Origin of the sequence: Sphingomonas sp. Leaf242 (genome assembly GCF_001422045.1) — a bacterium.
Lineage (GTDB): Bacteria > Pseudomonadota > Alphaproteobacteria > Sphingomonadales > Sphingomonadaceae > Sphingomonas.
Genome location: NZ_LMLW01000012.1, coordinates 1 through 11,707 on the forward strand (window position 1 = coordinate 1; position 11,707 = coordinate 11,707).

Consider the following 11,707-nt stretch of genomic DNA (forward strand, 5'->3'; position numbering starts at 1 on the left):
CGACCGCTTCAGAAGCCGGTGAGGCACTCCGCTGCGGTGACACCCCTCTAGGCCCACCTCCCCACCCCGTCAAACACTATTTTACAGTTTTTGGTCGGCTTTCCATTTTTCGGCTCGCGTGCCGCTCTACGGGCTCTCGTTGCTGCCCACCCCCGTGACGCTGCTCGCTGTAAGTCATTATGCGAACGTCGGTCTGGCCCACATCACCTCGAGATTTCGAATTCGCGGGTCTCGTCCGATGCGACGCAGGATTGCTGGCGGCCATCATGTCCCAAAGCTCAGAGCCGTATTGGTGAAGGTACACCTGACGTGATCGCGATTAACGACGCTATGCCGGATGGTCCCGAATGAGCGCATCGAACGCTTCGATCGATAGCGGTCGGTGGAACTTGCAGCCGGCGGTAAAATCGTCCGCCCACATGACTTCGGCGACTATCTGCCCGATCTGCGGCAGGTTGAGCCAGATGCTCGTCCCGCGCCTGAGCGCCGAATAGGTCTGGAGCCGCGCGCCGTTGATCGAGATGTCGACGACCCTGCACAAGGTGCGGCGCGTCTTGCCGATGCTAACGTCCAACGCGACAGGGGCACGGGGCGAACCGCGGCGGCTGGTGCGCTCTGCAGGTTCGAAATCGGCGGCGAACATGGCGTCCTCGTCCTTGCGAGTCCTAAGTCTGGCTTGCAATTACAAGCCTAGCCGCCGGTGCCTAACGTGATCTTAATAAATGCCCCCGGAACGAATGAGTATCGATCCGTTCCGGGGGGTTACGTTTACTTGCGGAGCGTGAGACCGCCACCGAAACGCTTGTTGAAGCGCGCGACCTGGCCACCGGTGTCGAGCATCGTGCCGCGGCCGCCGGTCCATGCCGGATGCGCGAGCGGATCGATCTCGAGCGTCATCACATCGCCTTCCTTACCCCAGGTGGTGCGAGTCTGGTACTTGCTGCCATCGGTCATCTGGACGGTGATCATGTGATAATCGGGGTGCGTGTCGGCCTTCATGGGAATTCTCCGTAAGTGGCTGGTTCCGACCAGCCTGAAAAGGAAGGCGCGCCCGTACACGGACGCGCCCGATTTTACAAGATCGCGCGGCTGGAGCCTTGTCGTCAGGCTTTCGGCGGGTCGGCGATCATCGCCGTGAAGTTCGCCTCGGCCACTAGCTGTCCGTCGACCGACGCGCGGCCGGCGAACTTGCACACAGAGCTGCGCTTCTGGACGAACGTCACGTCGAGTTTCAGCAACACGCCGGGCTCGACCGGCTTGCGGAACTTCGCACCGTCGATCGCCATGAAATAGACGAGCTTGCCCGATCCGGCGAGCCCCAGCGACTCGACCGCGAGGATCCCCGCCGCCTGCGCCATCGCCTCGACGATCAGCACGCCCGGCATGATCGGGCGCCCAGGGAAATGCCCCTGGAAGAACTGCTCGTTCATCGACACCGCTTTGATCGCGGTGATCGACGTGTCGAGGATCAGATCCTCGACACGATCGACCAGCAGCAACGGATAGCGATGCGGCAACGCCGCCATCACCCGCCCGATATCGAGCGGGCCCATGCCGGTCTTCACGGCGTCAACCGAGTCGGTCATCCTCGGCTCGCTCAACGGCCCTGCGGCGTGGTGCGCTTGCCGGTCGCGGCTGCAGGTGCCGACGCCGGTGCTGCGCCCTGCTGCTGGCCGTTCTGGCTTGGCTGCCAATTGGCGGGGACAGCGGTACTTACGGTCGGCACCAGGCGGTCGAGTTCGGTGGTGATCGCCGACGTAATATCGGCAGTCGGCTGTGCGAACAGAGCGGCCTCAGGACGCAGCAAAAGGCTGACGTTCTTTGCGCGAACCGCCGCCGTGACGGCATCGCTGAGCTTCGCCTGGATCTGTTCGATCGCGTATTGCTGCGCGCGCTGGGCGGGCTGCGTCAGGCGGGCGAGTTCCTGATTGGCGGCGTTTTCGCGCGTCTGGATCGCCTGAGCCTGCGGACGCAGCGATGCCTCCGAAGCGCCGGGCGCACGCTGCGCGGCCTGGAACGCGGTCACGAGCGGCTGAAGCTCACGCGCGACAGCCTGGCGGCGGGTCTCGGCCTGGTCGAGCTGCGCCTTATAGGTCGTCTCGATCTGGGCGCGCGCGGCATTCCAGGCCTTCGAGTTGGCGATCGCACCCTGTGCGTCGGCGACGGCGATACCCGAAACCTGCGCATCGGCAGCGGTTGCGGTCATGGCGGCCGGCGCGACGAGCGCGGCAGCGAGGAGAAGCGTCTTGAACGTCGTCATTAGAACTGTGTCCCTACGTTGAAAGTGATGAGCTTGGGGTCGTCGCCCTTCTGCTTGAGCAGAGCACGAGCGAGATCGATACGAAGCGGACCGAATGGCGAGTTCCAGTTCACGCCGATGCCGATCGACAGACGCGGCTTGGCAGAATTGCCGAGGAACTGCTCCGAATACGGACCATAGGTCGACGAATACTGGCTGTTGACGCTGGTCCCGGTGCAGGCCCCGCCGAGCGTCGACGAATAGCCGACGGCGCAGGTCGTGACGGCATTCGGGTTCGTCGTGTCGGTCGACGGCACGACATACTGCAGCTTGCCGTCGGCGGTCTTGATCGGAGTCTGCAACGGCAGGATCGTGACGTTGCCGTTGGCATCGACCGTCCTGGGGTACGAGTTGGGGTCGACGGTCAGGTTGGGCTTCGTGATGCTGAACAGCGAGCCCGCCTGGACGTAGATCGAAGGACGCAGGCCCAGTTCGCGCGCACCCGAACCGAGCGGGATCTCCATCTCGATGCGGCCAAGATAATAGGCGTTACCGCCGAGCGCATCGTCGATGTACTGGTTGCGATCGGTCACCAGGATCTGCTTACCCGTCGCCGAGTCCGTCGTGTACGGAATGCGCAACACGCGTGGGCCTACGCCGCGAATGTCGAACCCGCGGAACTGCGGCTCGCCGAGATAGAAGCGGTCGGTGATGCGGACACCGTCGATGCCGGACCTTTTGCTGCCTTCGAGCGACTTGATATAGCCACCCTCGCCGATCGCCGACAGGATGAAGCCGCTACCCGCGTTCCAGTACTTGGCGCCCTCAGCGCGCGTACGGATGTATTTCACGTCGCCGCCGAGACCCGCAAAATCCTGGCTGAACGAGAAGCGCGAGCCTGCCGTCGGGCGCAACCGGCTGTTGAGCGTGTCGCGGATCAGCGAATAGCCGACCGACGAGGTCCAGCGGTTGCCGATCGCTTCGCAGAGATAACGGCCGGCCTTGAGGATGTCGCACTGCCCATCGGTGAAGTAGGTCGACTCGTTCAGTCCGACCTTGTCGTAGGACAGACCGTAGCGCGCCGACAGCGACCAGAATTCGGTCAGCGGCACACCGGCACGAAGCTGGAAGCCGGTCGAGACCTGCGAATAGGTGGTCTGACGATCGTTGCCGATATAATTGAACGAGTTGTAGTCGCGGCGGAAGATGTCGCCGCCGACCGCGATGTTCTTGTCGAACAGATACGGCTCGGTGAAGCCCAGCTCGATCGACTTCGAATAGCTCGAATAGTTCACGCCGGCGCGCAGTTCCTGGCCCTTGCCGCGGAAGTTGCGCTGCGTGATGTTCGCCTGGATGATGAAGCGTTCGAGGCTCGAATAGCCCGCCGACAGCTGGAGTTCGCCGGTCGACTTTTCTTCGAGGTTGGTCTCCAAGATCACGCGGTCGGGCGCCGAACCCGGCAGCTGCTTGATCTCCATCTTGTCCTGGAAATACCCCAGCGAGTTGATGCGATCCTGCGAACGCTTCACCTGGAAGCTGTTGAACGCATCGCCCTCGGCCAGACGGATCTCGCGACGCACGACCTTGTCCTGCGTCTGCGTGTTGCCGTTGATGTCGATACGCTCGACATAGGTGCGCTTGGCTTCGGCGATGTTGAAATTAATCCCCATCGTCAGCGTGTCGGCGTCCTTGGCGAACTCCGGGTTCACCTCGGTGAACGCATAGCCGAACAGGCCCGCGGTCTGGCTGAGATTGTCGACCGAATCCTCGACAAGCTTGGCGTTGTACCAATCGCCCTTCTTCAGCGGCAGCGACGCCGCGAGCTTCTTGTTGTCGAAGTCGCGAATCTGGCTGTCGACGGTGACGTCGCCGAACTTGTAGCGCTTGCCCTCCTCCACCACGTACGTGATGATGAAGTCCTTCTTGTCCGGCGTCAGCTCGGCCACGGCCGAGGTCACGCGGAAATCGGCATAGCCCTGCGTCAGGTAGAACTGGCGGAGCTTCTGCTGATCGTACGAAAGGCGATCCTGATCATAGCTGGTCGCCGACGACAGCAGGCGGAAGAAGCGCGACTGCTTGGTCGCCATCTGGCCACGGATCTGGTCGTCGGAGAACACCTCGTTGCCGAGGATGTTGATCTGGCGGACCTTCGACTTCGGCCCTTCGCTGACCTCGAACACGACGTCGACGCGGTTCTGGTCGAGATTGACCATCTTCGGATCGATCACCGCGGCGAAGCGGCCCTGGCGACGATACAGCTCGATGATCCGCGCGATATCCTGGCGGACCGCGGTGCGCGTGAAGATCTGGCGCGGCGCGAGCTTGATCTCCTTGGTGATCTTGTCGGTCTTGAGCGCCTTGTTGCCCTCGATGATCACGCGGTTGATGATCGGGTTCTCGCGCACGCGGAGAACGATGTTGCCGTCCTCGACGCCGGCGATCGAGTAATCCGCGAACAGGTCGCTGGCCTGGAGGTCCTTCAGCGCCTGGTCGAGCGTTTCCGCGGTGTACGGGATGCCGACGCGCAGCTTCGTGTAGGACAGCACCGTCTCGGGCTCGATGCGCTGAGATCCCTCGACGCGCAAAGTCTTTATCGTTTGCGCGGATACCGGCGCGGCTACGGGCGTTACACCAACAGCACCCTTTGCGGGGGCGGCCGTGGTCGGCGCCTGACGACCCGACGCGGGGCTCGACGAAGGCGTTGCCGCCGGAGTCGCGGATCCAGCCGGCACGGTCTGTGCCAGCGCGGGAACGCCCGACAGGATCGTACCTGCGAGCAGCAGGGCGCCCTTACGCGCGAAATCGTAACCGTTGATCGCTGTCACCAAACCCACCTTCAAAACGTGCACATACAAGGCGCGCCCGCCCTGCCCTATCGTGATCAGCCGATCAAGCCGGCCAGATTCTTCCAAAGCCCGAAATTGCCGAGATCGTTGAAGGTCACCAGCAGCATCAGCGCGAGAATTGCTGCGAGCCCGCCGCGAAATGCCCATTCCTGCACCTGCGGCTCGACCGGACGCCTGCGCACCGCTTCGATCGCGTAGAAGAACAGGTGCCCGCCATCGAGCATCGGCACTGGCAGCAGATTGATGAACCCCAGATTGATCGAAACGAGGGCGATCAGGAACACATAGGCGTCAAGCCCGAGCGACATCTGCTCGCCCGAGACCTTGGCGATGCTGAGCGGTCCGCCGAGTTCCTTGACCGACCGACGCCCGGTGACGACCTGCCCCAGCGTCTCGACCATCATCGAGACGATCTCGCCGGTGCGCTTCACCGCGACGACGGGCGCCTCGATCAGGCTGACAGGAACGATGACGGGCTTGCTGCCGGCGATGCCGAGGCGGCCGATGCGGTATTCGTTGCCGAAGCGATCGCGCTGGAGTTCGGTACCGATCACGATGTCGCGCGATACCGTCTGCCCGTCGCGCTCCGCGTCGATCTGCGTGCGTTCGCCAGCGCGGATACGCGCATAGCGGGCGAGATCGTCGAACGTCTCGACCGAGCGGCCGCCGATCGCGGTGATCCGGTCGCCGGGCTGCAATCCGGCGGTCGCCGCGGCGCTGCCGGGTACCGTGCCCCCGACGATCGGTGGCATGCGAACATCGCCGTATGCGAACGCGAAACCGGCGAGAATCAGGATCGCGACGACGAAGTTCACGACGGGTCCGGCGGCAACGACGATCGCACGCTGCCACACCGGCTTCGACTGGAAGGTGCGCTGACGCTCCTCGGCGGGTAGCAAAAGCCACTCGGCCGAGGGCTGGCTCGCCGGGTTCATGTCGCCGGCAAACTTCACATAGCCGCCGAGCGGCAACCATCCGAACTTCCACCGGGTGCCGCGGCTGTCGGTGAAGCCCGCGATCTCGCGGCCGAAACCGATCGCGAAGGCATCCGCCTTGATCCCGAAAAAGCGCCCGGCGAGGTAATGTCCCATCTCGTGCACGAACACGAGCGGTCCGATCACCAGCACGAACGACAGGATCGTCAGAAGGATACCGGGTGTTTCGATCAAACCGCGCAATCCTCTACACGCTCGCCCGCCAAAACCCGCGCCTCGGCATCGATCGCCAGAACGGCGTCGACACTGTCCGGTGCGGCCGGATCGTAGCACGATAGCGTATGGTCGACGATTGCGGCAATTTCGAGGAAGCCGATGCGGCGCTTGAGGAAGGCCTCGACCGCTACTTCGTTGGCAGCGTTGAGAATTGCCGGCCGCGCGCCACCTGCGTCGAGCGCCTCGCGGGCGAGGCGCAATGCCGGGAAGCGGACTTGGTCGGGTGCCTCAAAGTCGAGTCGACCGATCGCGACCAGGTCGAGCGGGGCCATCGGCGTCGCCATCCGGTCCGGCCAGGCAAGCGTGTGCGCGATTGGCGTGCGCATGTCGGGGGGACCGAGCTGCGCCAGCACCGAGCCGTCGACGTAATCGACCAGGCTGTGGACCACCGACTGCGGATGGATGACGATCTCGATCCGGTCGTGCGGAATCGGGAACAGCCGCGCGGCCTCGATCAGTTCGAGACCCTTGTTCATGCAGGTCGCCGAATCGACCGAAATCTTCGCGCCCATCGACCAGTTGGGATGCTTGACCGCCTGTTCGAGCGTGACGCCGCGCATCTGCTCGGTGGTCCAGTCGCGGAACGGTCCGCCGCTGCACGTCAGGATGATCCGCCGGACGCGCTCGGGTCGAGTCGCGTCGAAGCACTGGAAGATCGCGTTGTGCTCGGAGTCTGCGGGCAGCAATGTCGCGCCGGTCCGTTTGGCTGCGGCGAGGATGACATCGCCGGCGGAGACCAGCGGCTCCTTGTTGGCGATCACCACGGTCCCGCCCTGCTCGATCGCCGCCATCACCGGCTTGAGCCCCGCACACCCAACGATCGCGCCCATCGTCCAGTCCGCACCCGATGACGCCGCCTCGGCAATCGCTTCGGCACCGCCACCTGCGCGAATCCCCGAGCCGGCCAGTGCTTCGCGGAGTTCGGGAAGACAGCGCTCGTCTGCCACGACCGCGAACTCAGCCTTGGTCCGGATTGCCGCGGCGGCGAGCTTGGCCACGTCGCAATTGGCGGTCAGCGCAACGACGCGGAAGCGGTCGGGCTCACGCTCGATCAGGTCGAGCGTCGAGGTGCCGACCGAGCCGGTCGCGCCTAAAATGGTAATGCTCTTCATGCGTAGAAATGCGGCAACAGGACGAGGAATGCCGCGACCGGCGCGACCGGGACCAGGCCATCGAGGCGATCCATCACGCCGCCATGCCCTGGCAGGATGTTGCCGCTGTCCTTCACGCCTGCCACTCTCTTCAACCAGCTCTCATAAAGATCGCCCATCTGCGCGAGTACCGCGAGCACCGGCGTTGCCAGCGTCATCCGCATCGGCAGGCCGTATTGCATGTGCAGCACCGCCGCGACCGCGCTCGCCAGCACAACGCCACCGATCAGGCCCGACCACGTCTTGTTCGGGCTGATCACCGGCGCGAGCTTGGGCCCGCCCAGCGTCCGCCCGGTAAAGAACGCACCGATATCGCACGCCCACACCAGAGACAGCGCCCACAACGTGAAGAGGATGCCCTCGTCCTGCCGCCGGATGATCATCAGCGCGAGCACGGGGAGCCCGCAATAGAGGATGCCCAGCGCGAGCGGCGGTTTGCGTGTCGTGATGACGACGAAGAACGCCGCCCCCACAAGCAGCCCCAGCGTGAAGAAATCGTGTATCACCAGGATGAGCGACGCCGGCGCCATCAGTGCGAGCGGCACCGACAGCGCGAACTGCGTCATCCGCTTGGTCTTGGCATCGGCGCCTTGCAGCATCGACCATTCCGCCATCATGAACAGCGCCGCGACCACGCCGAGCACCCAGAACGCGATCCCGCCGAGCGTCAGCGCAAGGCTCGCCACCGCGATCATGCCGACGCTGGCGATCATCCGGAGCTGGAGATTGGACGGCGTACGCAACGCCTGATCGGGCGCCTTTTCAGGGTCGGTAAGGTTCACAGACCACCGTAGCGGCGCTGGCGCTGACCGAACGCGGCGACTGCGTCGGTGAGCGCGGCCGCGTCGAAATCGGGCCAGAGCGTGTCGACGAACAGGAGCTCCGCATACGCCGCCTGCCACAGCAGGAAGTTCGAAAGACGCTGCTCGCCCGAGGTGCGGATCATCAGATCCAGCGGCGGCAGGTCGTGCGTGTCGAGCTCAGCCTCGATCGTCGCCGCATCAATGTTCGCCGGATCCAGCGCGCCGTCACGCGCGCGCTCGGCAAGGCGACGTGCCGCGCCCACCAGCTCGGCATGTGCGCCATAATTCAGCGCGATCGCCAAAATCGGACCGCTGTTCCCCGCGGTCCGCGCGATCGCATCGTCGACCATCGCCACCAGATCGGGCGAAAAGCTGTGGTAATCGCCGATCACGCGAAGCCGGACGTTCTCGCGCGCGAGTTCGTCAAGATCGCTGCGGATGAAATGCCGGAGCAGCCCCATCAGGTCGCTGACCTCTTCGGCTGGGCGCCGCCAATTCTCCGACGAGAAAGCGTAGAGCGTCAGCGCCTCGATCCCCATCGCACGCGCCGCCCGCGCCACTTTCCGGACCGCCTCGACGCCGGCCTTGTGCCCGGCGAAGCGCGGCAGGAATCGCTTCTTCGCCCAGCGGCCATTGCCGTCCATGATGATCGCGACATGACGCGGCACCGCGCCGCCCGCCGGAACCGCAGCAAGTGGCGCGGCCGAAGAGGCTCCCGCCTGTGCAGCGCCGAACGCCCTCACTTGCCCAGGATTTCCTTTTCCTTGGCGGTCGCGGTCGCATCGAGCTCGGCGATGATGCTGTCGGTCAGCTTCTGCACTTCGGTCTCGTGACGCTTGCGCTCGTCCTCGCCGAACACGCCCTTCTTCTCGTCGACCTTGAGCGAATCCATGCCGTCGCGGCGGACGTTGCGGACCGCGATGCGCGCCTTCTCGGCGTACTGGCCGGCAAGCTTGGCGAGTTCCTTGCGGCGCTCCTCGGTCAGGTCGGGGATCGGCAGGCGCAGCGTCTGGCCGTCGACGATCGGGTTGAGCCCGAGGCCGGCCGAACGGATCGCCTTGTCGGTCGGGCCGACGTTCGACTTGTCCCAGACCTGCACCGACAACATCCGCGGCTCGGGCGCCGAGACGGTCGCAACCTGGTTCAGCGGCATCGACGAGCCGTACACCGTCACCATCACCGGATCGAGCAACGCGGTCGACGCGCGACCCGTGCGCAGGCCGGCGAGATCGCTCTTCAGCGCTTCGACGGCACCCGCCATGCGGCGTTCGAGGTCGGTCTTGTCGTAGGCTGCCATCTTAAAGCTCCTGCTCGTTCTGGACGATCGTCGACACGCCATCACCCGCCAAGACCGCAGCGAGATTGCCGGGTTCGCGGATGTTGAAGACGACGATCGGGATGTTGTTGTCGCGGCACAGCGCGATCGCGCTCGCGTCCATGACCTTGAGGTCGTCGGACAGCACGCGGCTGTACGACACCGTTTCGTAGCGCACCGCGTCGGGGTGCGTCTTCGGGTCGGCGTTGTAGACGCCGTCGACCGAAGTGCCCTTGAACAGCGCATCGCACTTCATCTCGGCAGCACGCAGCGCGGCGCCCGAATCAGTGGTGAAATAGGGGCTGCCGACGCCCGCCGCGAAGATCACGACGCGGCCCTTTTCGAGGTGACGCTCGGCGCGGCGGCGGATGAATGGCTCGCACACCGACGCCATCGGGATCGCCGACTGGACGCGCGTGTCGACGCCGATCTGCTCCAGCGCGTTCTGCACGGCGAGCGCGTTCATCACGGTCGCGAGCATGCCCATGTAATCGCCGGTCGCGCGGTCCATGCCGCGTGCCGCCCCCGCCATGCCGCGGAAGATGTTGCCACCACCGACGACGATGCAGATCTCGTAGCCTCGGGCCTTGATGTCGGCGATCTCCTGCGCGACGCGCGCGGTAACCTCGGTGTCGATCGACAGGCCGGAGGTGCCCATCAGGACTTCGCCCGACAGTTTCAGCAGGATACGGTTGTAGCGCGGAGGCGTCATAAATCTCGAATTGTGATTGGCGGGGCGGCGCGGACCTTAGGCGGCGAGGCCCGGGATGTGAAGCGCTGTGCGGCGCGTGCATCGAAACTGGGTGGAGATGAGACGGAAAATCCTCGTTCGCAGAAGCGCGCAACGGAGAACGATCGTCATTCCCGCGGAGGCGGGAACCCATACTGGCTAGCGGCTCGATGGATCACCGGCGCCGGAGTTTATGGATCTCCGCCTACGCGGGGATGACGAAGCAGCACCAAGGCTGCCCCGCTATCCTTCTCCCCTCGGGGAGAAGGTGGCCCGGCAGGGCCGGATGAGGGGGCGTGAGGTTCGAGACCTAATCACTCCCCTCACCCTTCCCACTCGACAAGAGCCGAGCGGGCCCCTTCCCTCTCCCCGGAGGGGCGAGGGAGGAAGTCAGCTTACGCCTGGGGCACGCCCGAAGCAGCAGCAACCTCGGCTGCGAAGTCGGACTGCTCCTTCTCGATGCCTTCGCCCAGCTGGAAGCGGACATAGTCCACCAGCTTGATCTCTGCGCCCGCGTCCTTGCCGGCCTTGGCGACGACGTCGGAGATCTTGGTCTTGCCGTCCATCACGAACAGCTGGCTGACCAGAGCATGCTCCTTGCGGTACTTGGCGATGCCGCCCTCGACCATCTTGGCGATGATGTCGGCAGGCTTGCCCGACTCGGCAGCCTTCTCGGTCGCGATCGCGCGCTCGCGCTCGATCTCGGACTCGTCGAGGTCGGCCTCGTTCAGCGCCTTCGGGAAAGCGGCTGCGATGTGCATCGCGAGCTGCTTGCCGAGCGCCTGGAGAACCTCGTCCGAAGCCTCCGACTCGAGCGCGACGAGCACGCCGATCTTGCCGAGGCCGGGGGCCGCTGCATTATGGATGTACGGAACGACCGCACCCTTGCTGACTTCCAGCGTGCGCGAGCGGCGCAGCGACTGGTTCTCGCCGATCGTCGCGACGTTGTTCGTCAGGACTTCCTCGACGGTCTTGCCCGATGGCATCGCCTGCGACTTCAGCGCCTCGATGTCGCCACCGGTTGCGAGCGCGATCTGCGTGACGTCACGGACGAACGACTGGAACTGGTCGTTCTTCGCGACGAAATCGGTCTCCGAGTTCACTTCGACCGCTGCGCCCTTGGTGCCCGACACGGCGACGCCGACCAGACCCTCGGCCGCGGTACGGCTGGACTTCTTGGCGGCGGCTGCGAGCCCCTTGGTACGCAGCCAATCCATTGCCTGCTCCATGTCGCCGGCGTTCTCGCTCAGCGCCTTCTTGCAATCCATCATGCCCGCGCCGCTCTTCTCGCGCAGATCCTTGACCATCGCTGCCGTGATATCGGCCATGTCTCTAATCCTTTTTAGGTCTGAATATGGTTGCGGGCGAGGCAGAGCTTTCGCCCTACCCCGCCCGCATGACGGTTCGGCGAC

At 64.6% G+C, this 11,707-nt stretch carries 12 protein-coding genes; all 12 read right to left on the reverse strand.

All coding sequences use genetic code 11. The features are described from left to right. Window positions 1-328: 328 nt before the first annotated feature. Entirely contained in the window at window positions 329-643 is a 315-nt protein-coding gene (locus ASF09_RS17380) for a PilZ domain-containing protein (RefSeq protein WP_060527366.1), read from the reverse strand. A gap of 125 nt (window positions 644-768) precedes the next feature. Beyond that, complete coding sequence (gene rpmE, locus ASF09_RS17385) at window positions 769-999, reverse strand: 50S ribosomal protein L31 (protein WP_055880673.1); 231 nt, start codon at window positions 997-999, stop codon at window positions 769-771. A gap of 104 nt (window positions 1,000-1,103) precedes the next feature. After that, on the reverse strand, window positions 1,104-1,586 hold the full coding sequence (gene fabZ, locus ASF09_RS17390; RefSeq protein WP_060527367.1) for a 3-hydroxyacyl-ACP dehydratase FabZ: 483 nt from the start codon (window positions 1,584-1,586) through the stop codon (window positions 1,104-1,106). 11 nt (window positions 1,587-1,597) lie between these two features. Beyond that, window positions 1,598-2,260, reverse strand: coding sequence for an OmpH family outer membrane protein (locus ASF09_RS17395; protein WP_060527368.1), 663 nt, complete (start codon window positions 2,258-2,260; stop codon window positions 1,598-1,600). After that, the gene (gene bamA, locus ASF09_RS17400) at window positions 2,260-5,067 is read right to left on the reverse strand and encodes an outer membrane protein assembly factor BamA (RefSeq protein ID WP_060527524.1); all 2,808 of its coding nucleotides are present in this window, start codon (window positions 5,065-5,067) and stop codon (window positions 2,260-2,262) included. The genes ASF09_RS17395 and bamA overlap by 1 nt, the downstream gene beginning before the upstream one ends. A 53-nt stretch (window positions 5,068-5,120) precedes the next feature. Next, window positions 5,121-6,254, reverse strand: coding sequence for an RIP metalloprotease RseP (gene rseP / locus ASF09_RS17405; protein ID WP_060527369.1), 1,134 nt, complete (start codon window positions 6,252-6,254; stop codon window positions 5,121-5,123). Then, window positions 6,251-7,408: a 1-deoxy-D-xylulose-5-phosphate reductoisomerase gene (locus tag ASF09_RS17410; protein ID WP_060527370.1), complete on the reverse strand. Its 1,158-nt coding sequence runs from the start codon at window positions 7,406-7,408 to the stop codon at window positions 6,251-6,253. The genes rseP and ASF09_RS17410 overlap by 4 nt, the downstream gene beginning before the upstream one ends. After that, window positions 7,405-8,160, reverse strand: a complete 756-nt coding sequence (locus ASF09_RS17415) for a phosphatidate cytidylyltransferase (RefSeq protein WP_060527525.1) — start codon at window positions 8,158-8,160, stop codon at window positions 7,405-7,407. Before ASF09_RS17415 ends, ASF09_RS17410 begins: the two co-directional genes overlap by 4 nt. A 65-nt stretch (window positions 8,161-8,225) precedes the next feature. Next, complete coding sequence (locus tag ASF09_RS17420; RefSeq protein WP_082444408.1) at window positions 8,226-8,993, reverse strand: isoprenyl transferase; 768 nt, start codon at window positions 8,991-8,993, stop codon at window positions 8,226-8,228. Beyond that, window positions 8,990-9,547, reverse strand: coding sequence for a ribosome recycling factor (frr, locus tag ASF09_RS17425; protein WP_056055952.1), 558 nt, complete (start codon window positions 9,545-9,547; stop codon window positions 8,990-8,992). Before frr ends, ASF09_RS17420 begins: the two co-directional genes overlap by 4 nt. Window position 9,548: 1 nt before the next feature. Then, window positions 9,549-10,277, reverse strand: a complete 729-nt coding sequence (gene pyrH / locus ASF09_RS17430) for a UMP kinase (protein ID WP_060527372.1) — start codon at window positions 10,275-10,277, stop codon at window positions 9,549-9,551. A gap of 413 nt (window positions 10,278-10,690) precedes the next feature. Beyond that, the gene (gene tsf / locus ASF09_RS17435; RefSeq protein ID WP_056055945.1) at window positions 10,691-11,623 is read right to left on the reverse strand and encodes a translation elongation factor Ts; all 933 of its coding nucleotides are present in this window, start codon (window positions 11,621-11,623) and stop codon (window positions 10,691-10,693) included. Window positions 11,624-11,707: the final 84 nt, after the last annotated feature.